Here is a 20,720-nt window from a genome sequence, read left to right on the forward strand (position 1 = left end):
ACCGCCCGGCGCAGATCCGAGGGGCCCGCAGCCGGCAGCGGTTGCCGTCGAATGACAACCCGGTGGGCGGACCCACCCCCAAGCGACGGGCCATGATTACCTATCAACACTAATCCGGGGTACGGTAGGGAGTGATGAGGGAAGAAATGTACTCGGTCGAGCAGGTGGCCGACCTCCTCGGCCTGCACGTGCGCACCGTGCGCGGTTACATCCGCTCCGGCCGGCTCCGGGCGACCCGGATCGGCAAGCAGTACCGGATCGCCCGCGCCGACCTCGACGCGCTCACCGGCCGCCCGTCGGCTCCGTCGGCCCGGGGCGCGTCGGTGGAGGTGTCGAGCATCGTGCAGGTCGACGGCGTCGACCGGGCCACGGCCGACCGGCTCGCCACGGTCGTCCTGGCCGGGGCGAACAACGGGTACGACCTCGCGCACCCGCTACGGGTGCAGACCGTCCACGACGAGGAACGGAACCGGATGAAGATCGTGATCCTGGGCGGCACCGCCGCCACGGTCGACCTGCTGCGCCTGCTCGACGCCGTGCTCGACGCCGACGGCGGCCTGCTCGGCCGGGGGGACGGGGAGGCGGAGCATGCCTGACGAGGTGCGGGAGCTGGCCGGGGTGCCGGTGCTGGTGTGCGACCCCGACGGCCCGGTGGTGGCCACCGAGCAGGACGCGCTGGACCTGATCGGCGCGGCCTTCCTCGGCGCGCAGGTGGTGGCCGTACCCGCGGACCGACTGGCCGAGGAGTTCTTCTCGCTCGGCACCCGGTTCGCCGGTGACGTCATGCAGAAGTTCGTCAACTACCGGCTGCGGCTGGCCGTCATCGGCGACATCTCGGGGCGGCTCGCGCGCAGCTCGGCGCTGCGGGCCCTGGTGCACGAGTCCAACCAGGCCGACCACGTGTGGTTCCTGCCCGACCTCGACGCGCTCGACGCCCGGCTGCGCGCCGCGTCCTGACCCGGCCCCGGCCCGCGCGGGGCCGGGCGCGGGCGCGCCGCGCCGCGTACCGGATGGCGCTTGTTGCGGCGGCCGGGCCCGCGCGGGCGGTAACATCCGCTCGGACCCGGCCGAAGTGAGGACCCGCGTGGGCGTGCGATTCGAGGAACTGGCCTGGCGGGAGACCCCGATCGGCGAGATCAGCCTGCGCCGCCGGCACGATCCCGCGCTGGACCGCGAGGTCTACGAGGTCAAGCTCGACGACGAGTTCCTGATGTCCAGCCTCTTCCCCGTCGCGGAGATCGAGCTGGCCCGGCTCGGGCTGGCCCCGCTGCGCGGCCCGGCGCTCGACGTCGTGGTCGGCGGCCTCGGCCTCGGCTACACGGCCCGCACCGCCCTGGAGGACCCCCGGGTGGCCTCGTTGCTGGTGGTGGAGGCGATCGACGACGTCATCGACTGGCACCGGCGGGGCCTGCTGCCGTTCGCGGCGGGGCTGGCCGACGACCCGCGCACCCGGTTCGTCCGGGCGGACTTCTTCGCGGCCGTGGCCGACGGGACGGGCTTCGACCCGGACTCGCCCGGCCGGCGGTTCGACGCGATCCTGCTCGACGTGGACCATTCGCCCCGGCACGTGCTGCACCCGAGCCACGCCCCGTTCTACACCGACGAGGGCCTGCGCCGTCTCGCCGGCCTGCTGCACCCGGACGGGGTGTTCGCGCTCTGGTCCAACGATCCGCCGGACCGGGACTTCCAGCGGGTGCTCACCGGGGTGTTCCCGACCTCCCTGGCCCACGTCGTCCGCTTCCCCAACCCGTTGCAGGGCCGGGAGTCGGCCAACACCGTCTACGTCGCCCGCCGGTAGCCGGCGACACCGGGACGCCGAGCCAGCCCCGACGACACCGGGTCGCCGGTCGACGGGCATGGCGGCGGCCGAACCGGGAAAGGCGTCTGGGCCGCTCATGCGGCGGACGCCCCGGTCGGCGGGGCGTCCGGGGCGTCCGACCGACGGGGCCCTCCGGTCAACGGGAGGTGGACATGCGCGCCATGCTCTGGGTCGTCGGCGTCGTCGCCGGCGCGCTCATCCTGCTGGGGCTGCTGCTCGAAGCGGTCCGCTGGCTGGTGATCATCGGCGTGATCGCGCTGATCGCGGTCATCGTGTTCGCGTTCGTCAGGGGCCGCCAGACGGCGCAGCACCGGCACTCGGCGCGACGCTGAACCCGGCCCGTCGACCGGCTCTCCGGCCCGCCGTCGCCGGAGCCGACCGTGCTCTCAGCGCCGGCGGCGGGCCCGGACGACGACGTCGTGGACGGTGGCGGCGTGGCCGCCGGGACCGGTCGGGGACCGGTGCGACTCCTGCGCGGTCACGATCTCCCACCGGGCCGGGTCGAGGCGCGCGGTGACGTCGGCGGCGGTCACGGACGCCGAGGCGGGCGGCTCGGCGTCGCCGTGCCCGTGCCCGTGGCCGTGGCCGTGGCCGGTGGTGGCCTCCCGCTCGTGGTGATGCAGGTGGCCGACGATGAGCAGGGTGCCGCCGGGGGCGACCCAGGAGGCGATGCGGTCGTAGAAGTCCAACTGCGGCATCGCGGGATGCGCGTAGTGCGTGGTGACCAGGTCGTACCGGGCGGTCGGCTGCCAGCTGGACAGGTCCGCCTCGACCCACCGCACCCGGTCGGGCACGCCGGCGGCGGTGGCGCGTTCGGCCGCGCGCGCCAGCGCCTCGACGGCGATGTCGGCCGCGGTGACCTGCCAGCCGCGGGTGGCGAGCCAGATCGCCTCGGCGCCCGCGCCGCAGCCCGCCTCCAGGGCCGTTCCGGGCGTCAGGCCGCCGGCCTCCCGCACCAGGTGCGGGTTGGGCTCGCCGACAGCCATGGCCCCGGGCCGGTCACCCTGCCAGACCTGATCCCAGTACCGCTTGTCGAACGCGTGCGTCATCGCGCTCCGCCCACCGTGCGGCGCGCCCGAGTCGCTCGTCTGAGGTGTCACTGGCCGACCTCCCGTCGAAAGCACGGCTGCCCCTCGGCACCCGGCCCGCCGAGCATGCGCAGCAGCCCGAGGATTCGGCAAAGATTTTTGCCGAACGGCAAACCGGCGGCATGGACGGCCCGGCGGCAACCAGGCCCGGAGCCACCCGGTCAGGCCGAGGAGGTCGCCAGGGCCTCCGTCCGCTCCTGCGGCTCGGCGGCCGCCGCAGCGGGAGCGGGCGCCTCGGTGGCCCGGTTGGGCAGGGAGAGCCGGATGACCTTCCACCAGGCGGAGGCGACCTGCTTGGGCAGCGCCCCGGTGGTGTACGTCAGCCCGTACTTGGCGAACAGCGCGCGCACCTGGGGGGCGACCTCCTGGTAGCGGCAGCTCGGCAGGTCGGGGAAGAGGTGGTGCTCGATCTGGAACGACAGGTTGCCGGTCATGATGTGCAACAGCCGGCTGCCGCTGATGTTGGCCGAGCCGAGCATCTGCCGCAGGTACCACTCGCCCCGCGTCTCCCCCTCGATGGAGGTCTTCTCGAAGGTCTCCACCCCCTCGGGGAAGTGCCCGCACATGATCACCGAGTGGCTCCACAGGTTGCGGATCAGGTTCGCGGTGAACGTGGCCGCGAGGGTGCTGAGGAACGAGGGCCCCGACAGCAGCGGGTGGATGACGTAGTCCTTGAGGAACTGGCGGCGGATCTTGCGGCCGACCGCGCGGGCGCGGGCCCGGAACTCGGGGGCCTTGTGCCGGCCCTTGCGCAGGTTGTGGCCCAGCTCCAGGTCGTACGCGGCGATGCCGTACTCGAAGAAGCAGGCGTTGACCAGGTTCCACAGCGGCTGGCCGAGGTGGACGGGGTGCCACGGCTGATCCTCGTCGACGCGCATGATGCCGTACCCGAGGTCGTTGTCCTTGCCGAGCACGTTGGTGTAGGTGTGGTGCAGCTGGTTGTGCGAGTGCTTCCACTGCTCGGCCGGGGAGACGTGGTCCCACTCCCAGGTCGTCGAGTGGATCTTCGGGTCGCGCATGAAGTCGTACTGGCCGTGCAGGACGTTGTGGCCGATCTCCATGTTCTCGAGGATCTTGGCCACGGCCAGGCCGAGGGTGCCGACCACCCAGGCCGGCGGGAACAGCGAGAACAGCAGCACCGCCCGGCTGCCCAGCTCCAGCCGCCGCTGGGTGGAGATCACCTTGCGGATGTAGGCGGCGTCGGCCTCGCCCCGGCTGGCGAGCACCCGGTCGCGGATGGCGTCGAGCTCCCGGCCCAGCTCCTCGATGTCGGCGGCGGTGAGGTGGGCGATCGGGTTGTGGGCCTTCTTCTGGATGGCGGTCACGTCCGGTTCTCCTGTCAGAGGTCGATGTCGCAGGTACCGGCCGCCGCCGACACGCAGGTCTGGATGAGCACGCCGTCGCCGGGGACGGCGGTGGTGATCTCCCCGGTGCGCAGGTCCCGGACCGCGCCCTGGCGCAGCGGCACCACGCAGCCGAAGCAGATGCCCATCCGGCACCCGGACGGCATGAGCACCCCCGCCTCCTCCCCCGCGTCGAGCAGGGCGGTGCCGCCGCCGGCGGCGACGGTGACCCCGGCCCGGGCGAAGGTGACGTCGCCGCCCGTGCCCGGGGAGATCACCGTGGGCCGGAACCGCTCGGTGTGCAGCCGGTCGGCCGCCCCGTGGGCGGCCCAGTGTGCCTCGACCACGTCGAGCAGGCCGACCGGGCCGCACGCCCAGGTCTGCCGGTCGAGGTGGTCGGGCACCAGGTCGGCCAGCTCGGCCACGCCGAGCACGCCGTCGGTGTCGGTGTGCCGCTCGACGAGGCGGATCGCGCCCCGGGCGGCGAGCCCGCGCAGCTCGGCGGCGAAGATCACGTCGTCGGGGGTGGGCGCGGAGTGCACCAGCACGACGTCCGCCGAGGCGGGCACGCCGGCCCGCAGCATCCCCATGACCGGGGTGATGCCGCTGCCGGCGGTGACGAAGAGGACCTTCCGCGGCGCGGTCGGGGGCGCGACGAAGTCGCCCCGGGCCTGGTCGAGCTGGACCAGGGCGCCGGGCCGGGCCCGGCGCACCAGGTGGTTGCTGACCCGGCCGTCCGGGATCGCCTTCACGGTGACGGAGATCAGGCCGTCGCGGCGGCCGGGGACGGAGGTGAGGGAGTAGGCCCGCCACTGCCGGACCCCGTCGACGTCCACGCCGAGGCGGACGTACTGCCCGGGGGTGTGCCCCCGCCAGCCGCGGCCGGGCCGGATGGTCACGGTCGCCGCGTCCCGCGTCTCGGGCCGGACGTCGAGGATCCGCCCGCGCAGGGCCGCGCCGGAGCGCAGCGGGGCGACCAGGTCGAGGTAGTCCTCCGGCAGCAGCGGCGTGGTAACCGTCTCGGCGAGCCGGAACAGCCGGTCCCGGACGGTGCGGCGGCCGGACGGGCGCGGGACGGTGGTGGTCATAGGACCAGGGTGGCGGACACGATCGCATAACATCTTGGCCAAGAAAGATGAAAGGCCCGCACGGTTTTGTTCCGGGAGAACAACGATGTCGGAAGAGTCGGGGACCGGCCGCCGGGCGGCCCACCTCGAACTGGACGCGCCGATGGCCGCCCGGTTGCTCGCGGTGCTGCCGGCGGTCGCCGAGCGCACGGTCACCGCGATCACGGCCGAGGTCCCGGCCTACTCGGGCACCCTCACCGGGCAGATGCGGGCCAAGATCGAAAACGCGGTACGCATCGCGTTGGGCACCTTCCTCCAGCTCGTCGGGCGTCCCCAGGCGGCAGCCGACCCGAGCACCCCGCTGGCCCCCGCGCTGGAGGCGGCGTACGCCCTCGGCAGCGGGGAGGCCCGCTCCGGCCGCAGCATGGACGCGCTGCTGGCGGCGTACCGGGTGGGGGCGCGGGTGGCCTGGCGGGAGGTCTCCACCACCACCGTGCGCGCCGGGCTCGCGGCGACGACGGTCGCCGAGTTCGCCGAGCTGATGTTCGCCTACATCGACGAGCTCTCCGCCGCCAGCGTGGCGGGGCACGCCGACGAGCTGGCCAGCGTGGGCCGGGCCCGGCAGCGGTACCTGGAGCGGCTCGCCCAGCAGCTGCTGGCCGGCGAGGCCGAAGACGTGCTGCGCCGCAGCGCCGCGCGGGCGGACTGGCCCCCGCCGCAGACGCTGACCGTCGTGCTGCTGCCCCGCAGCGGCCTGCGTACGGTGCTGACCGCGCTGAGCCCGCAGACGCTGGAGAGCGGGGAGGACATGCCGGGGCCGGAGCCGGCCGAGGAGCTGGCCGTGCTGCTGGTGCCCGACGTCCACGGCGGCCGGCGGCGGCAGCTGGCCCGGGTGCTGCGCGGCCACCGGGCGGTGCTGGGGCCCGCCCGGCCGTGGCACCGGGTGGCCGGGTCGTACGAGCGGGCCGCCCGCGCGCTGCTGCTCGGGCTGCCCCGCGACGACGCCGACGCGCCGCTGGACACCGAGCGACACCTGGCGCGGCTGCTGCTCAGCATGGACCCGGAGGCCCTGGCCGACCTGCGCGCGCAGGTGCTGGAGCCCCTCGCCGCGCTGCCGCCGGCCACCGCCCACCGGCTCGCCGAGACGCTGCGGGCCTGGCTGCTGCACCAGGGCCGACGCGACGACGTGGCGGCGGCCCTGTTCGTGCACCCGCAGACGGTGCGCTACCGGATGGCGCAGGTGCGGGAGCTGTACGGCGACCGGCTGCTCGACCCGCAGACCGTGCTGGACCTGACCCTCGCCCTGGCGGTGCTGCCGCCCGGCGACGGCGGCTGAACGGCCGCGGGCCGCACCGCTAGCGCACCGGGCGCGGCGGCCCGGACGCGCGGAGGATGAACGCGACCGCCTCCCGGGCGGAGGTGGCCCGCGCCGGGGGACCGACCAGGTGGTCGAGGGCCCCGCGCCAGGACTGCGTCACCAGCAGGTGACCGGCGTCCGGCACGACCTCCAGCCGGGAGTCGGGCAGCGCGTCGCGCCACCATCGGCCGTGCTCGGGGCCGGCGAGGGCGTCCCCGGCCCCGTAGAGCAGCAGGGTGGCCGCTTGCACCTGGTCGGGCGTGAAGCCCCACGGGCGCAGCGAGTAGCCGGCGATGTCGTCCGCCATGCCCCGCGCGCCCTGGGCGAATGCCTCGGCCAGCATGTCGCCGATCCGTGCCGCCGTGGCCGGGTCGGCCGACGCGGCCTCGTCGGCCTGGTTGACGCCGAGCAGCCGCGCCGCGGCCGGATCCCGGGGGTCGGCGGGAACCAGGGTGGCCAGCGCGGCGTCCAGCTCGGCGCGGACGTCGGCGACCGGCCGGCCGCGCAGCGCGGCGAGCATGTCCCGCTGCCCCGGGTCGAGCCAGGGGACCTCCTCGTCGGGGGCGGGGGTGGCCAGCACGGCCACCCGGCGCACCAGGTCGGGCCGGCGGGCCGCGAGGGCGAGCGCGACCCGCCCGCCGGCCGACCAGCCGGCGACGGCCACCCGCCCGAGGCCGCGCTGGTCGATCAGCTCGGCGAGGTCGTCGGCGGCGGACGGCACGTCGGACCAGCCGGTGGCCGCCTCGGAGCCGCCGTAGCCGGGCCGGTCGGGGGCGATGAGGGTCACCCCGGCGAGGCGCGTGGCCGCGGGGTCGGGGTCGAAGGCCCCGGAGCCCGGGGCGGGGTGGCAGAACACCACCACCCGCCGGCCGGTGTCCGCACCGGAGCGGTGCACCGCCATCCGGCGGCCGTCCCTGAGCGTGATCATCTCCCCGGTGCTGGACATGCGGCCGATTCTGACAGCGGCGGGCCGGGCTGAAGACGGTACGGCGGGAGGTCACCCGATCGGGTGACCGGCTGCGGGGCCGGCGCGGCGCACGGCGGTGCCCAGGGCGGCGACGGCGACCGCGATCCCGCCGGCCCCGGCCAGGGCGAAGGTCAACGGCGCGCCGTGGCGCTGGGCCAGCCAGGTGAACGCCGCCGCGCCGACGCCGCCGAGGGAGAAGTGGATCGTCCAGAACGCGGCGGTGACCCGGCCGAGCAGGTGCTCCGGCGTCACCTCCTGGCGCAGCGACAGCGAGCAGATGCCGCCGACGCCGAGGCAGCCGAAGTAGACCGCCAGGAGCGCGCCGACCTCGGCGGGCCGGCGGGTCAACGCGAGGGCCGCGACCGCGCCGCCGGTGGCCGCGGTCGCGCCGATCCAGCACGCACCGAACCCGAACCGCCGGCGCAGCCGCGCGACGACCAGCGACCCGGTGACCGTGCCCGCCGCCCCGGCGGTGAGCACCAGGCCGACCGTGCCGTCGGGCTGGCCGAGGCCGTGCTTGAGGTGGTAGACGACCACGTCGTCCATGCCGTAGGTGAGCAGGAGGAAGACGGTCAGCAGCACGGTCAGCGGGCGCAGCACGGGGTGACGCCACAGGAATCGCGCCCCGGCGAGGAACTCCGTCCACGGCCCGGCGCGCTCCGCCCCGTCGGCGGTCGCGGCGGAGCGGGCGGGCAGCCGTACCAGCGTCAGCAGCGCCCCGGAGACGCCGAAGCTGGCGGCGTCGACGGCGAGCGCGCCGGCCGGGCCCCACCAGCCGGACACGGTGCCGGCCAGCGCGGGCCCCGCGACCGCCGCGAGCGCGGTGCCCGCGTGCAGCCGGCCGTTCGCCCGGGTCAGTTCCGGGCCGTCGACCAGGCCGCGCACGGCGGTGACGGCGGCGACCTGGAACACCATCCCGATCGCCGCGCCCAGGGGCAGCAGCACGAACAGCGGCCAGATCGGTGGGGCCGGGGCCAGCCACCACACCAACGGGACCACCGCGAACAGCAGCATCCGCGCCGCGTCGGCGCCGACCAGCAGCGCCCGCCGGTCGAAGCGGTCCACGACGACGCCGGCGAACAGGCCGGCGACCACCGCCGCCGCGCCGGACGCGCCGGTGAGCAGGCCGGCCGTGGCGACCGAGCCGGTCGCGTCGAGCACCAGCAGCGGCACGGCGAGCTGGGAGAACGAGTCGCCGAGCACGGAGAGGACCTGCGCCGCCCAGAACGCGCGGAATCCCCGGTCGCGCCCCGGCCGCGCGGGCGTGAACGGCGTCGGCGTGGTCACGCTCACCGGCCAGAGGGTAGCCCACCGGGTAGGGCCGTGCGGGCCGCGGGAACGTGGCGAAAGCCGCGGCGCGCTCGCCCTGATCCCGGTCTCGCCCGTCGGGGCCGGCCCGGACGTCGTCGGCCGGGCCGGCCCCCGCACGCGGGTCAGACCGTGACGACGCGGTTGTCCACGATCGAGGTGAACGTCGACTCGGGCGCGATGAGGCCCCACTTCACCATCCACCGGTAGGTGCGCTCGAACTCGGCCTCCGGGTAGGGCTCGGGGTCGACGTAGCGCAGCCGGCCCAGCCGGAAGTCTTCCGGTTCCAGCTTCACCAGGTCCTCGGGGACCTCGGCGACGAAGTGGCGCAGGTACGGCCGGATGTCCTCGTTGATCTTCTTGACGGCCCGGCGGACGGCCCGGTCGACGGCGGCGAAGGTCTCCGGGTCGACGTCGGCGCTGGCGATCTCCGAGCCGACGTAGAACGCCTCGGTGACCAGCACGTAGCCGAGCTTCTCGGCGGCGGTGGTCCACGGCTCCATCAGGGCCACCGCGTCGACCTCGCCGTCGCGCAGCTTGCGGAACCGCTCGGCCGGCCCGCCGGCGTGCACCACCTTGATCTCGTCCTGCTCAAGGAAGCCCTCCAGGGACTGGATGGCCAGGTAGTGCGAGCCGTGGTGGAAGTTGACGCCGACGGTCTTGCCGGCCAGGCCCTGCGGGTGCTTGACGTCGGAGTCGGGCCGCACGAAGATCGCCTGGCTGGCCACGGAGGCGCGCTTGGCGATGATCTGCCCGCCCCGGGTGCTGTCGTGGGAGCGGCGGATCTGCCCCCACTCGCACGCCCGGTAGAGGGAGACGTCGCCGCTCTCGAACGGCTTGGAGATGCCGCCGAACGAGCTGACCAGCTCGTGCTCCTCGATCGGCTTGAGCACCGCGTCGTACGAGCCGGGGGCGACCAGCTCCAGGTCGATGCCCTCCTCGGCGAAGTAGCCGTGCTCCAGGCCGACGAGGTACGGCAGGGTGAAGATGGCGCCGCTGCGGACGCTCCTGACCTTCTTGAGTGTCACCGGGGTGGTCCCTTCTGTGTTGTCGAAGCCGTGCGTTATCTGGCGGGGGTAGCGGTCGGTGGTGCCGTCGGCGCGTCCTCGATCCCCACCACCTCCTCCCCCGGGCTCGGGCCGGGTGGCGGCCGGAACAGCCGCCACGTCGCGTACGCGCAGTACGCGGCGGTCGCCGCCACCAGCGCGTACGCGACGCGCAGGGCGGTGGTGAAGTCGTCGCCGGCCTCGGCGGCGACCCGGGCGATGTCGTCGGTCGGCTGGCCGGTCAGGGCCAGCACCGACACCACCACCGCGCCGAGGACGGCGACCCCGAGGTTGGTGCCGATCTGCCGGGAGGCGCTGGTGATGGAGCTGGCCACCCCGGCCCGGTCGCGGGGCAGGCTGTTGACGGCCGTGTTGGTGGCCGGCGGGTTGACCAGGCCCATACCCGCCCCGAGCAGGAGGTAGCCGACGAGCAGCGGGGCCAGGCCCGCGTCGGTGGTCACGGTCAGGGCGAGCAGGGTCATCGACGCCACGAACGACAGGTGCCCGACGGTGGCGGGCAGCCGGCCGCCGTGCCGGCCGACGATCCGGCCGGAGACGTTGGCCAGCACGAGCGTGCCGACGGTGGTGGGCAGGGTGAGCAGGCCGGTGGCCAGCGGGCTGAACCCGCGCGCCTGTTGCAGGTAGAACGTGTTGACGAAGGTGAACCCGCCCAGCGCCAGGTACGCCACGACCGCGGTGAGCACCGCGCCGCGTAGCGCCGGGATCGCCAGGTGGCGCGGGTCGAGCACCGGGTCCGGGCGGCGGCGGGCGGCCGGCACGTACCCGACGGCGGCGGCCACCGCCACGGCCACGGCGACCAGGACCGGCCAGCTCAGCCAGCCCCGGCTCGGGCCGTCGATCAGCGCGAACGTGAAGCCGACCAGCACCAGGGCGGCCAGGGTGTTGCCCAGCCCGTCGAGGCGTCGGGGCGGGCCGTCGACGACGCCCGGCGGCAGCAGCCGGGTGCCCAGGTAGAGCACCGCCGCGCCGGCCACGCTGACGGCGAACAGGCTGCGCCAGCCGGCGGCCTGCACCAGCACCCCGCCGACGAGGGGCCCGCAGGCGGCGGAGACCCCGGCCGTCGCGCTCCAGGTGCCCAGCGCCCGGCCGCGCCGCAGCGCGTCGGGGAACAGGTTGGCGATGAGGGCGAGGGCGGGCGGGGCCATCAGCGCGCCGCCGACGCCCTGCACGCCCCGGGCGGCGACCAGGGCGGGCGCGTGCGGGGCCACCCCGCACAGCAGCGACCCCGCGACGAACACCAGCAGCCCGAGGCGGAACATCCGCCGCCGCCCGTACCGGTCGGCGACCGCCCCGCACAGCAGGGTGAGGCTGGCCCGCACCAGCGCGTTGGCGGTCGCCACCCACTGCAACTCGACCGTGCTCAGGCGCAGGTCGCGCTGCACCGACGGCAGGGCCAGGTTGAGCGCCGCGCCGTCGAGGACGCCGAGGAACAGCGTCCCGCAGCAGACCAGCAGGGCGGCGCGGCTGCGCCAGGTGAGGGTCATCGCCGGCTCAGAGCTTCTCGTACACCGGCTTGTCGGCCCGCTTCTTCAGCACGCCGACCTCGATGGCCAGGTCGATCTGCTTCTCCAGGTTGGCGAAGACGGTGTCGTCCCACACGTCGGCGTAGACGGGGGCGAGCCGCTGCGGCAGCAGCTCGATGGCCTTCTTCTCCTCGGCGGGGACGCCGTAGTCGGCGTGGTACTTCCCGATCAGGGCCGGGTCCTGCTTGATCAGCCGCCAGGCCTCCAGGGTGAAGTCGACGTACGCCTTCGCGGTCTCCCGGTTGGCGGCCAGCCAGTCGCGGCGCACGGCGGTGCCGTTGAGGAACAGCGGGCTGCTGTCGCCGGTCCCCTTCTGCCACAGCTCGCCGACGGAGGCGAGCTGCCGGTTGCCGGCGCCGACGAGGCGGGTGGCGTTGGGCTCGATCGCGATGATCGCGTCGAGGTCGCCGCGCTCGTAGAGCGCGAGGTTGGCGATGGGCTGCCCGGTGAACAGCTTGAACTCCCGGTCGAAGCGGATGCCGTTGACGGCCGAGGCGAGCGCCGCCGCCCGGTAGGTGTCGCTGCTGGGCGGCTGCACGCCGACCTTCTTGCCCTTGAGGTCGGCGATGCTCTGGTACGGGCTGTCGGCCGGCACGATCCAGCGGCCGTGGTTCCACAGCGACGGCCCGACGATAACCACGTCGTGGCCGCTGGTGTTCACCTCGGTCGCGCCCAGCGGGCCGAACGCGTAGATGTCGAGCACGCCGGTGAGCAGTTGCTCCTGCCCCGCGCCGGGGCCGCCGCCGGCCTTGCGGTCGAGGCGGAGCCCGTGCTTGGCCTCCAGGCCGAACTGCTCGGCGACGGAGTCGCGGATCGCCCCCGCCGTGCCGGGGCTGCGGGGCTGCACCTTGGCGCTGCGGGCGCCCCCGCCGCCGGCGGCGGCCGGCTCGTCGGCGCCGCAGGCGGACAGCAGGGTGGCCGCGCCGGCGCCGCCGGCGAGGAGCCCGGCGGCGCGCAGCAGGGATCGTCGGGTGAGGGGTGTCGTGGACACGGGGGTTCCTTCCGGGTGAATCAGGTGGGCGGCCCGCTCGCGGGGCGCCGGCGGCGGGCCGGTGGCCGCGCCGTGGGGTGGGGTGCGGCCGGTTCAGGTGCGGGCCGGTTCAGGTGAGGGCGGCGACGATGCGGCGGTGCACGTCGAACAGTTCGGGGTCCTCGGGGCTGCGGGGGCGCGGGCGGTCGATGCGGTACTCCCGCACCACCTCGGCGGGGCGTCCGCCGAGGACCACCACCCGGTCGGCGAGGAAGGCCGCCTCCAGCGCGTTGTGGGTGACCAGCAGGCCGGTGCGCGGGGCGCGCAGCCAGAGCTGTTGCAGCAGCAGCCGCAGGCGGCGGGCGGTCAGCTCGTCCAGCGCGCTGAACGGCTCGTCGAGCAGCAGCACCTCCGGGCGTACGACGAAGGCCCGGGCCACGGCGACGCGCTGGCGCTGCCCGCCGGAGAGCACCGACGGGTACGACCGGGCGTACTCGGTCAGGCCGACGGCGGCGAGGATCGGGGCGACCTCGGCGGCGTCGACGCCGGCCGCGTTCGCGGCGAGCCGCACGTTGGTCTCGACGGAGGTCCAGTCCAGCAGGCGGGGCTGCTGGAACACCATGCCGAGGCGGGGCCGCCCGCCGCCGGTGGAGACGGTGCCCGCGTCGGGGCGTTCCAGGCCGGCGATCAGGTGCATCAGGGTGGTCTTGCCGGTGCCGGAGCCGCCGACCACGGCGACCAGCTCGTCGGGCGCGAGGGTGAGGGAGAAGTCGCGGAAGATCTGCTGCCGCTCGCCGGTGCGCCGGTTGGTGAACGCCTTGTCGACGCCGTCGAGGCTGATCCGGATGCTCATCGCAGCGCCACCCGCCGCCAGCGCACGGCGCGCCGCTCCAGGGTCTGCAACAGCCCGTACTCGATGGCGGCCATGACCAGGGCGAAGGCGACGGTCCAGGCGAGCACGCCGGCCACGTTGTGCTGGGAGAACTCCAGGTTGAGCTGGTAGCCGACGCCGTCGGCGAGGCCGAAGATCTCGACCAGCACGATGACCTTCCACGCCATCGCGATGCCCAGGCGCGCCCCGGTGAACAGGTCGGGGACGATGGCGGGCAGCCACACGTACCGCAGCCGGGTCAGCGCGTCGAGGCGGTAGACGTGCGCCATCTCGCCCAGCGCCGGGTCGACCGAGCGGACGCCCTGCGCGACGTTGATAGTCAGCGCGGGGGCCGCCGCGAGCGCCACGGTGAGGATCGGGTTGAGCAGGCTCACCCCGAACCAGATGACGCACAGCAGCGCCTTGACCAGGCCGGGGGTGGCCAGTCCGATGAGGACGGCGGGCTCCAGGAAGCGGCGCAGCCACTCGCTGCGGCCCATCGCGATGCCGGCGGCGACGGAGACGACGAACGCCGCCGCGAAGCCCAGCGCGACGCGGGTGAGGGTGACCCGGACGTTGTCCCACAGCGCCCCGCTGGCGGCGATGTCGACGAGGTTGCGGGCGACGTCGCCGAGGCCGGGGATCAGGGCGCTGCCGGAGGCGCGCGCCATGAGCTGCCAGCCGGCCGCGAGCAGGGCGACGAGCAGCAGCGCGGGCAGCGGCCGGGTGAGGCGTCCCACGACGTCGGTGGCGGGCGGGCGGCCCGGCGGGGCGGGCGACCGCCCGCCGCCGAGCGCGACCTCCTCGGCGGCGACAGGGTGCGTGACGGTCATCGACATCCCATCTTTCGGTACGCGGGCCGCGTCGTTCTCGACCACGGCAGTTCGTTGACCAGTGCGTACGCACCGATCTTCGATTCCCTATCCTGCCGGTAGGATTAGTAGGGTAGCAACCAGCGTCCCACGCATCGGGAAAGTCAATGTCGGGTAGCCGACAGCACGCGGTCCGTGACCGCCCGCCGATCCCGAGCCCCGGTGTCGACGGGTCGCCCGCGCCGGGACCTGCTCCCCCTCCCGCGTCCGTAGGGGGTTCCCTGAGGAGGGTCCGGGGCGGCCGGCCCGCCAGTCCCCGGGTTTTCTCCCCTGGCCGGCCGGGCGGGCCGCTGCGAGCGTGGGCCCATGGCTTCGCATTCCGTACGGCGCTGGCGTCAGCTCGCGCTGTGGCTGCACGTGACGACCTCGGTGGGCTGGATGGCGCAGGCCCTCGCCCTCTGCGTGCTGCTCACCACCAGCCTCACCACGCCCGACCGGGACGTGGCCGTCGCCGCCACGTCCATGGCGCAGGTGCTCGACGGACGGCTGCTCGCGCCGCTGGCCAACGCCTCGGCGTTCACCGGCTTCATGCTCGCCGCCGCGACCCCGTGGGGCTTCTTCCGCTACCGGTGGGTGCTGGTCAAGTTCGTGATCACCCTGGTACAGCTCCACCTCGGGATCTTCGTCCTCGGCTCGGCGCTGGCCGACTCCGCCGCGGCGGCCACCACGGGCGCACGGGGCCCCGCCGTGCCGCTGGCCGTCGGCTCGGCGCTGATGGCCGGCGCCATCGCCTTCCAGGCCTGGGTGTCCGTCGCCAAGCCGTGGTCGACGACCCGCTGGATGCCGGCGGACCGGCGGCAGGTCGCCGGGACCGCGCCGCGCTGGGTCTTCGTCGCCACCGTCGTCGGCGTGGCCGCCGACCTCGCCGTCGCCGCGCTGCTCGGCCACCCGGCGCCGCTGATCTCCCTGATCATCCTCGGCACCTGGCTGGTGCTGCGGCGACGACAGACCCGCGCCGCCCGGGCCGACGCCGGAGGCAGATAGGAGATCTTGGAAGCAACGGGCCCCTTGGGGGGCCGGAATCTTCCAAGATTCACACCGGTTCCCGCTTCGACGCCGGCCTACACCGTCGCCAGCAGCATGAGGCCCATGACGACGCCCATCGTGGCGTGGCAGAGGCCCTCGGCGCGCGCCCCGGCCGCCGCCGGCCGGCCGGCGGGCACGCGGTCGGGCCAGGCCGGGGTCAGGCGTACGCCCCGGGCCGCCCACCAGCCCGCGGCGAGCAGCAGGCACCCGCCCAGGGCCAGGCTGACCAGCGGCGGCCACCAGCCCGCCGGCGGGGCCGCGCCGTGCTGGCCGTGCGGCCCGGCGTGGCCGCCCGGCAGGCCGGTCATCCACACCATCGCCGCCGACGCGAGGGCGAAGTATCCGGTGACCGCCCGCGCGCCGGGTGCCGCCGGGCGGCGGGCGGTCAGCGCCGCGAACCAGAGGCCGGCCGGCACGAACAGGACGAGCCACACCGCCGGCGGCACCCCGAGCGCCCACACCATGGCGGTCATCGCCACGCCCATGAGCAGGTGGACGCCCTCGGCGATCCGACGCCGCACGGCCTGGCCCGACCCCGCCCGCGCGGACGCCGGGCCCAGGAACCGGAACCCGTGGTAGGACGTCACGGCCACCAGCGCCAGCGTCATCGGCCATTGCAGCGCCGGGAACACCATGGGCTCGCTCCCCTCGTCCGACCGTCCCGGGCCTGTGGGCAGGCGGTCAGGGCCGACGGTAGTCGGCGCAGGAGCCGGCGTCTGTGCGCGAAGTTGCCCTCTGCGTCCACCCGGGGACCGGCCGTGGTGTGTACGGTCGGGCGGTGACCGCGTCCCGGAGCATCGCAGACCCGATCAGCGTCGACCTGCCCCACCTCGACCCGACCCGGCCGACCGCGCAGCGGGTGGCCCACCTGCTCGGGCGGATGAGCCTGGCGGAGAAGGTCGGCCAGATGATGCAGCTCGACTCCCACGGCGACCTGGCCGACCACATCCTGGGCAAGCACGTCGGGTCCATCCTGCACACCTCCCCCGCCCGGGTGGTCGAGGCGCACGAGCTGACCGCGCGCACCCGGCTGCGCATCCCGCTGCTGGTCGGCGAGGACTGCATCCACGGGCACTCGTTCTTCCCCGGCGCGACGATTTTCCCGACCCAGCTCGGCATGGCCGCCACCTGGTCGCCGGAGCTCGTCGAGCGGGTCGCCCGCGCCACCGCCGTCGAGGTGGCCCCCACCGGCGTGCACTGGACCTTCTCCCCCGTGCTGTGCATCGCGCGGGACCTGCGCTGGGGCCGGGTCGACGAGACGTTCGGCGAGGACCCGTTCCTGATCGGCGAGCTGGCCGCCGCGATGGTGCGCGGCTACCAGGGCGACGACCTGGCCGACCCGACCGCCGTGCTGGCCACCGCCAAGCACTTCGCCGGCTACTCGGAGACCCAGGGCGGCCGGGACGCCACCGAGGCGGACCTGTCGCGGCGCAAGCTGCGCGCGTGGTTCCTGCCGCCGTTCGAGCGGGTCGCCCGGCAGGGGTGCCGCACCTTCATGCTCGGCTACCAGAGCACCGACGGCGTGCCGATCACCGTCAACGACTGGCTCCTGACCGACGTGCTGCGCGGCGAGTGGGGCTGGACGGGCACGCTCGTCACCGACTGGGACAACGTGGGCCGGATGGTCTGGGAGCAGCGGGTGCAGCCCGACCACGCGCACGCCGCCGCCGCGGCCGTGCGGGCCGGCAACAACATGATCATGACCACCCCGCAGTTCTTCCAGGGCGCCCAGGACGCGGTCGCGCGGGGCCTGCTGGTCGAATCGGACCTCGACGACGCCGTCTCCCGGATCCTGGCCCTGAAGTTCGAGCTGGGCCTGTTCGAGGATCCCCGCCGGCCGGACGCCGCCCGGCAACGCGCGGTGATCGGCAGCGCGCCGCACGCCGCCCTCAACCTGGAGGTCGCCCGCCGGTCGCTGGTGCTGCTATGCAACGACGGGATGCTCCCGCTCGCGGGCGGGTTCGCCGCCGACGCGGCCGGGCGCGCCCGGGGCGACGGCGGCCCGCCGCGTACGGTCGCGGTCGTCGGCCCGCTCGCCGACGACGCGCAGACCCAGCTCGGCGACTGGGCCGGCTCCTCCGGGCAGGCCGCCTGGATGCGCGACGGCCAGCCCCGCGACATGATCACCACGGTCCTCGACGGGCTGCGCGAGCACGTGCCCGACGGCTGGGCGGTCACGTACGCGCGCGGCGCCGACATCCTCACCATGGCCCCCGACCCCGAGGGGGCGCTGTTCCCCGACGGCCAGCCCCGCCCGCAGGTCGTCCTGCCCTGCCCGCCGGACGCGGCGCTGATCGCCGAGGCGGTCGCCGCCGCCGAGCGGGCCGACTACGTCGTCGCGGTCGTCGGCGACCGCATCGAGCTGGTCGGCGAGGGGTGCAGCACCGCCACGCTCAATTTGGTCGGCGGGCAGAACGCCCTGCTGGACGCCCTCGCCGCGACCGGCACCCCGATGGTCGTCGTGCTGCTCGCGTCCAAGCCGCTGGTGCTGCCCGACTCGGCCCTCGACGCCGCCGCCCTGCTCTGGGCAGCCAACCCGGGCATGCGGGGCGGCCGGGCGATCGCCGAGCTGCTGCTCGGCCTCGTCGAGCCCGCCGGGCGGCTGCCCATCTCGTTCGCCCGCCACGTCGGGCAGCAGCCCACCTACTACAACCAGATCCGCGGCCAGCACGGCACCCGGTACGCCGACCTGACCCAGCGCCCCGCGTTCGCCTTCGGCGACGGCCTGTCCTACACCACCGTCGAGTACGCCGACCTGCGGGTCGCCCCGGGCGACCTGGCGCCGACGGACACCGTGCGCGCCGAGGTCACCGTCCGCAACACCGGGACCCGGCCGGTCCTGGAAACCGTCCAGGCGTACGTCAGCGACGACGTCACCTCCGTGAGCTGGGCGGAGCGGGAGCTGAAGGCATTCCGGCAGGTGGCGCTGGAGCCGGGGCAGAGCGCCACGGTGCGCATCGACGTCCCCGTCGCCGACTGCGCCATCGTCGACGCCCGGGGCGTGCGGGTGGTCGAGCCCGGCGACTTCACGCTGCTCGTCGGCCCGTCGTCGCGGGCGGAGACGCTGCTGCGGGCGTCGTTCACCGTACGCGCGGCGGGCTGACCGCCCGGGGCGGCTCAGCCGGCGGGCCGCTCGGCGCGGCGCAGCACCTCCGTGGCGGCGCGGACCACCGCCCGGTCCAGCAGCCGGCCGTGGGCGTCGGTCGCCACGCCGGAGCCGTCGCGGGCGGCCCGGTCCAGCGCGTCGACCACCTCCCGGGCGGCGGCGACCTCCGCCGGGCCGGGCGTGAAGACGGCGTTGATGGTGGCGAGCTGGCCGGGGTGGATGGCGCTGCGCGCCCGGAACCCCTGGCGCAGCAGCGTCCGCGTGCCGGCCTCCAGCCGGTCCGGGTCGCGCAGCGTCGTCTCGACGGGGCCGACCGGCGCGACGATCCGCGCCCCGGCGGAGGCGACGACGACCTGGGAGCGGATCGGGGCGAGTTCGGCCCGATCCGGCCCCGGTTGCAGGCCCAGCTCCCCCGCCAGGTCCGCCTCGCCGAGCCCGAGCCGCAGCACCCTGGGCGCGGCGGCGACCTGCGGGCAGGTGAGGATCCCCCGGGCGGTCTCGATCAGGGCGACGACCGCGAAGGTGGCCTCGGCCAGCCCGAGCCGGCGTTCCGCCCCGGTCAGCGCCCGGTCGACCTCGGCCAGCAGCTCCGGTTCCGCCTTCGGCACCCATACCCCGGCCGCCGCCGCGGAGAGCACCGCGACGTCCGCGTCGACCTGGTCGCTGTTGATCCGTACCCAGGTCTCGGTGGTGGCCGGGACGGCGAGCGCGGCGGCGACCGCCCGGCGGGCCTCGGCCTTGCGGGCCGGGGTGACCGCGTCCTCCAGGTCGAGCACGAGCGCGTCGGCCCCCCGGCCGGAAGCCTTGCGCAGCAGCTCCTCCCGGTCCCCGGGGACGTAGAGGTAGCTGCGGGCGACGGGTGGCACGGCGCTACCGCCCGGCCCGGGGCACGTAGCGGCCCCGCGGGCTGCCGGTGACCTTGCCGTCGACGAGGACGTGCTCGCCCCGGACGAAGGTGTCGGTGACCCGGGCGGTCAGCTCGAAGCCCTCGAACGGCGTGTACTCCTGGGTGGACTCGGAGTCCGCGGCCCGGACCGTCCAGGTGTGGTCGGCGTCGACCAGGCAGAGGTCGGCGTCGTAGCCCTCGGCGACGGCGCCCTTGCCGGCCAGGCCGAAGCGGCGGGCCGGGTTCCACGAGGTCAGCTCCGCGACCCGGGACAGCGGCAGGCCCCGGCGGCGGCCCTCGGTGAGCAGGCCGGGCAGCAGGTACTCGGCCCCGCCGAAGCCGGACTTGGCGACGAAGACGTCGTCGCGGGGCTCGCCGAACTTGACCTCGTCCTTGCAGCAGGCGTGGTCGCTGACCACCCAGTCGACGTGGCCGTCGAGGAGGTGCCCCCAGAGCGCCTCGACGTCGGCGCGGGGGCGCAGGGGCGGGTTGACCTTGCCGCCGAGGCCGTGCGCGGTGGTGATGTCGGCCAGCAGGTGCCCGATGGTCACCTCGCGGCGGAAGTCGATGTGCGGGAACGCCTCGGCCATCCGCAGGGCCGCGTCGAGGGCCTTGGCCGAGGACAGGTGCAGCAGGTTGATGGTGGGCAGGCCCGTCTCGTGGGCCAGGTACGAGGCGATGGAGACGGCGAGCCCCTCGGAGTGCGGCGGCCGGGAGGCGTGGTACGCCTCCAGCCCGCGCAGCCGGCCCTCCTGCTCCACCTGGCGGGTGTAGGCGCTCATGATCTCGGCGGTCTCGCAGTGCAGCGACAGGGAGATCTGGTCGGCCAGCTCGGGGAAGCGTTCCCGGGCGGCCTGCACGCCGCGCATCACGAACTCGAAGTGGGCGTAGTCGTAGCGTTCGCCCTCGGGGATCATCAGGAAGGAGTTCTGGTCGGCCGAGCGGCCGTGCAGGCCGTGCCCGCCGTAGAACATGAAGATCTTGAAGGAGGTCACCCCGAACCGGTCGACCAGGTCGGGCAGCTCGTCGATGTGCTCGCGCATCATCGGGGCCAGGTGGAAGCCGTAGTCGATGTGGGAGCGGCCGGCGCTGGCGGCGAGCACGTCGGGGAAGAAGTCCTCGTACCGGCCGCCCCGGTTGAGGTAGTACTGCCCGGTGCGCATGTAGGTCAGGGCGGTGGTGACGCCGCCCTGGGCGCTGGCGCGGCTCTCCGAGGCGGTGTCCTCGGCGAGCGGGTTGTAGATGCCCCAGTGCTGGTGGGCGTCGACGACGCCGGGGAAGGCCAGCTTCCCCTGCCCGTCGTGCACTCTCGCGGCGTCGGCCGGGTCGAGGCCCGGCGCGACGCGGGCGACCGTGCCGGCGGTGACGCCGATGTCCACCGTCTCGGTGTCGGGCCGGTCGTGCCGGACCAGGCGCACGTTGCGCAGCAGCAGGTCGAAGGTGGTCATGC

Annotated in this window: 20 protein-coding genes; 7 read left to right on the plus strand and 13 right to left on the minus strand. The window is 75.0% G+C overall.

Annotated elements, in window-relative coordinates; all coding sequences use genetic code 11:
* Window positions 1–134 precede the first annotated feature (134 nt).
* The 4 genes from ACFYWL_RS14520 (at window position 135) to ACFYWL_RS14535 (ending at window position 2,151) form a co-directional block, all read left to right on the plus strand.
* Window positions 135–596 (plus strand): helix-turn-helix domain-containing protein, encoded by a 462-nt coding sequence (locus tag ACFYWL_RS14520; RefSeq protein ID WP_386972172.1) that lies wholly within the window; start codon window positions 135–137, stop codon window positions 594–596.
* A complete protein-coding gene (locus ACFYWL_RS14525) occupies window positions 589–957 on the plus strand; it encodes a DUF4180 domain-containing protein (protein WP_386972175.1) in 369 nt (122 codons plus the stop codon). Before ACFYWL_RS14520 ends, ACFYWL_RS14525 begins: the two co-directional genes overlap by 8 nt.
* Before the next feature lie 133 nt (window positions 958–1,090).
* On the plus strand, window positions 1,091–1,798 hold the full coding sequence (locus ACFYWL_RS14530) for a spermidine synthase (RefSeq protein ID WP_386972177.1): 708 nt from the start codon (window positions 1,091–1,093) through the stop codon (window positions 1,796–1,798).
* A gap of 173 nt (window positions 1,799–1,971) precedes the next feature.
* Complete coding sequence (locus ACFYWL_RS14535; RefSeq protein WP_386972180.1) at window positions 1,972–2,151, plus strand: hypothetical protein; 180 nt, start codon at window positions 1,972–1,974, stop codon at window positions 2,149–2,151.
* Window positions 2,152–2,205: 54 nt separating this feature from the next.
* Here the strand turns inward: ACFYWL_RS14535 and ACFYWL_RS14540 are convergent, their stop codons facing one another.
* The 3 genes from ACFYWL_RS14540 to ACFYWL_RS14550 form a co-directional block, all read right to left on the minus strand.
* Window positions 2,206–2,868: an SAM-dependent methyltransferase gene (locus ACFYWL_RS14540; RefSeq protein ID WP_386972183.1), complete on the minus strand. Its 663-nt coding sequence runs from the start codon at window positions 2,866–2,868 to the stop codon at window positions 2,206–2,208.
* A gap of 200 nt (window positions 2,869–3,068) precedes the next feature.
* Window positions 3,069–4,232 (minus strand): fatty acid desaturase family protein, encoded by a 1,164-nt coding sequence (locus ACFYWL_RS14545; protein WP_386972186.1) that lies wholly within the window; start codon window positions 4,230–4,232, stop codon window positions 3,069–3,071.
* Window positions 4,233–4,246: 14 nt separating this feature from the next.
* Window positions 4,247–5,338: a ferredoxin reductase gene (locus ACFYWL_RS14550; RefSeq protein WP_386972189.1), complete on the minus strand. Its 1,092-nt coding sequence runs from the start codon at window positions 5,336–5,338 to the stop codon at window positions 4,247–4,249.
* A gap of 85 nt (window positions 5,339–5,423) precedes the next feature.
* On the opposite strand from ACFYWL_RS14550, the gene ACFYWL_RS14555 reads away from it, so the two are divergent.
* A complete protein-coding gene (locus ACFYWL_RS14555) occupies window positions 5,424–6,653 on the plus strand; it encodes a PucR family transcriptional regulator (protein ID WP_386972191.1) in 1,230 nt (409 codons plus the stop codon).
* Window positions 6,654–6,672: 19 nt separating this feature from the next.
* Here the strand turns inward: ACFYWL_RS14555 and ACFYWL_RS14560 are convergent, their stop codons facing one another.
* The 7 genes from ACFYWL_RS14560 to ACFYWL_RS14590 form a co-directional block, all read right to left on the minus strand.
* Window positions 6,673–7,620: an alpha/beta fold hydrolase gene (locus ACFYWL_RS14560; RefSeq protein WP_386972194.1), complete on the minus strand. Its 948-nt coding sequence runs from the start codon at window positions 7,618–7,620 to the stop codon at window positions 6,673–6,675.
* 51 nt (window positions 7,621–7,671) lie between these two features.
* Window positions 7,672–8,934 carry an MFS transporter gene (locus ACFYWL_RS14565; protein ID WP_386972196.1) on the minus strand — a complete coding sequence of 421 codons (1,263 nt, stop codon included), beginning with the start codon at window positions 8,932–8,934 and terminating at the stop codon, window positions 7,672–7,674.
* Window positions 8,935–9,074: 140 nt separating this feature from the next.
* Window positions 9,075–9,977 (minus strand): ABC transporter substrate-binding protein, encoded by a 903-nt coding sequence (locus tag ACFYWL_RS14570; protein WP_386972199.1) that lies wholly within the window; start codon window positions 9,975–9,977, stop codon window positions 9,075–9,077.
* 35 nt (window positions 9,978–10,012) lie between these two features.
* Complete coding sequence (locus tag ACFYWL_RS14575; protein WP_386972202.1) at window positions 10,013–11,500, minus strand: MFS transporter; 1,488 nt, start codon at window positions 11,498–11,500, stop codon at window positions 10,013–10,015.
* A 7-nt stretch (window positions 11,501–11,507) separates the two neighbouring features.
* The gene (locus ACFYWL_RS14580) at window positions 11,508–12,530 is read right to left on the minus strand and encodes an ABC transporter substrate-binding protein (protein WP_386972205.1); all 1,023 of its coding nucleotides are present in this window, start codon (window positions 12,528–12,530) and stop codon (window positions 11,508–11,510) included.
* 109 nt (window positions 12,531–12,639) lie between these two features.
* Window positions 12,640–13,362 (minus strand): ABC transporter ATP-binding protein, encoded by a 723-nt coding sequence (locus ACFYWL_RS14585; protein ID WP_386972208.1) that lies wholly within the window; start codon window positions 13,360–13,362, stop codon window positions 12,640–12,642.
* On the minus strand, window positions 13,359–14,213 hold the full coding sequence (locus ACFYWL_RS14590) for an ABC transporter permease (RefSeq protein ID WP_386972210.1): 855 nt from the start codon (window positions 14,211–14,213) through the stop codon (window positions 13,359–13,361). Before ACFYWL_RS14590 ends, ACFYWL_RS14585 begins: the two co-directional genes overlap by 4 nt.
* Before the next feature lie 345 nt (window positions 14,214–14,558).
* Between ACFYWL_RS14590 and ACFYWL_RS14595 the strand changes: the two genes are divergently transcribed.
* Complete coding sequence (locus ACFYWL_RS14595) at window positions 14,559–15,236, plus strand: hypothetical protein (protein ID WP_386972213.1); 678 nt, start codon at window positions 14,559–14,561, stop codon at window positions 15,234–15,236.
* A 77-nt stretch (window positions 15,237–15,313) separates the two neighbouring features.
* Here ACFYWL_RS14595 and ACFYWL_RS14600 read toward each other — a convergent pair whose 3' ends face one another.
* Entirely contained in the window at window positions 15,314–15,913 is a 600-nt protein-coding gene (locus ACFYWL_RS14600) for a DUF5134 domain-containing protein (RefSeq protein WP_386972215.1), read from the minus strand.
* Between the two features lie 143 nt (window positions 15,914–16,056).
* Between ACFYWL_RS14600 and ACFYWL_RS14605 the strand changes: the two genes are divergently transcribed.
* The gene (locus ACFYWL_RS14605; protein WP_386972218.1) at window positions 16,057–18,381 is read left to right on the plus strand and encodes a glycoside hydrolase family 3 N-terminal domain-containing protein; all 2,325 of its coding nucleotides are present in this window, start codon (window positions 16,057–16,059) and stop codon (window positions 18,379–18,381) included.
* 14 nt (window positions 18,382–18,395) lie between these two features.
* On the opposite strand, the gene ACFYWL_RS14610 is transcribed toward ACFYWL_RS14605, so the two are convergent.
* Window positions 18,396–19,250 (minus strand): HpcH/HpaI aldolase/citrate lyase family protein, encoded by an 855-nt coding sequence (locus ACFYWL_RS14610; RefSeq protein WP_386972221.1) that lies wholly within the window; start codon window positions 19,248–19,250, stop codon window positions 18,396–18,398.
* Between the two features lie 4 nt (window positions 19,251–19,254).
* Window positions 19,255–20,718 (minus strand): dihydroorotase family protein, encoded by a 1,464-nt coding sequence (locus ACFYWL_RS14615; protein WP_386972224.1) that lies wholly within the window; start codon window positions 20,716–20,718, stop codon window positions 19,255–19,257.
* Window positions 20,719–20,720 lie beyond the last annotated feature (2 nt).

Origin of the sequence: Micromonospora sp. NPDC002575 (assembly GCF_042889525.1) — a bacterium.
In the GTDB taxonomy this organism is placed as follows: domain Bacteria; phylum Actinomycetota; class Actinomycetes; order Mycobacteriales; family Micromonosporaceae; genus Micromonospora; species Micromonospora carbonacea.

What these genes read in the sequence shown, in the direction of transcription:
- ACFYWL_RS14600 (WP_386972215.1), bottom strand. Translation starts at nt 15,913, where the DNA reads ATGGTGTTCCCGGCGCTGCAATGGCCGATGACGCTGGCGCTGGTGGCC.
- ACFYWL_RS14540 (WP_386972183.1), bottom strand. Translation starts at nt 2,868, where the DNA reads ATGACGCACGCGTTCGACAAGCGGTACTGGGATCAGGTCTGGCAGGGT.
- ACFYWL_RS14615 (WP_386972224.1), bottom strand. Translation starts at nt 20,718, where the DNA reads ATGACCACCTTCGACCTGCTGCTGCGCAACGTGCGCCTGGTCCGGCAC.
- ACFYWL_RS14535 (WP_386972180.1), top strand. Translation starts at nt 1,972, where the DNA reads ATGCGCGCCATGCTCTGGGTCGTCGGCGTCGTCGCCGGCGCGCTCATC.
- ACFYWL_RS14585 (WP_386972208.1), bottom strand. Translation starts at nt 13,362, where the DNA reads ATGAGCATCCGGATCAGCCTCGACGGCGTCGACAAGGCGTTCACCAAC.
- ACFYWL_RS14525 (WP_386972175.1), top strand. Translation starts at nt 589, where the DNA reads ATGCCTGACGAGGTGCGGGAGCTGGCCGGGGTGCCGGTGCTGGTGTGC.
- ACFYWL_RS14560 (WP_386972194.1), bottom strand. Translation starts at nt 7,620, where the DNA reads ATGTCCAGCACCGGGGAGATGATCACGCTCAGGGACGGCCGCCGGATG.
- ACFYWL_RS14555 (WP_386972191.1), top strand. Translation starts at nt 5,424, where the DNA reads ATGTCGGAAGAGTCGGGGACCGGCCGCCGGGCGGCCCACCTCGAACTG.
- ACFYWL_RS14550 (WP_386972189.1), bottom strand. Translation starts at nt 5,338, where the DNA reads ATGACCACCACCGTCCCGCGCCCGTCCGGCCGCCGCACCGTCCGGGAC.
- ACFYWL_RS14595 (WP_386972213.1), top strand. Translation starts at nt 14,559, where the DNA reads ATGGCTTCGCATTCCGTACGGCGCTGGCGTCAGCTCGCGCTGTGGCTG.
- ACFYWL_RS14575 (WP_386972202.1), bottom strand. Translation starts at nt 11,500, where the DNA reads ATGACCCTCACCTGGCGCAGCCGCGCCGCCCTGCTGGTCTGCTGCGGG.
- ACFYWL_RS14520 (WP_386972172.1), top strand. Translation starts at nt 135, where the DNA reads ATGAGGGAAGAAATGTACTCGGTCGAGCAGGTGGCCGACCTCCTCGGC.
- ACFYWL_RS14590 (WP_386972210.1), bottom strand. Translation starts at nt 14,213, where the DNA reads ATGACCGTCACGCACCCTGTCGCCGCCGAGGAGGTCGCGCTCGGCGGC.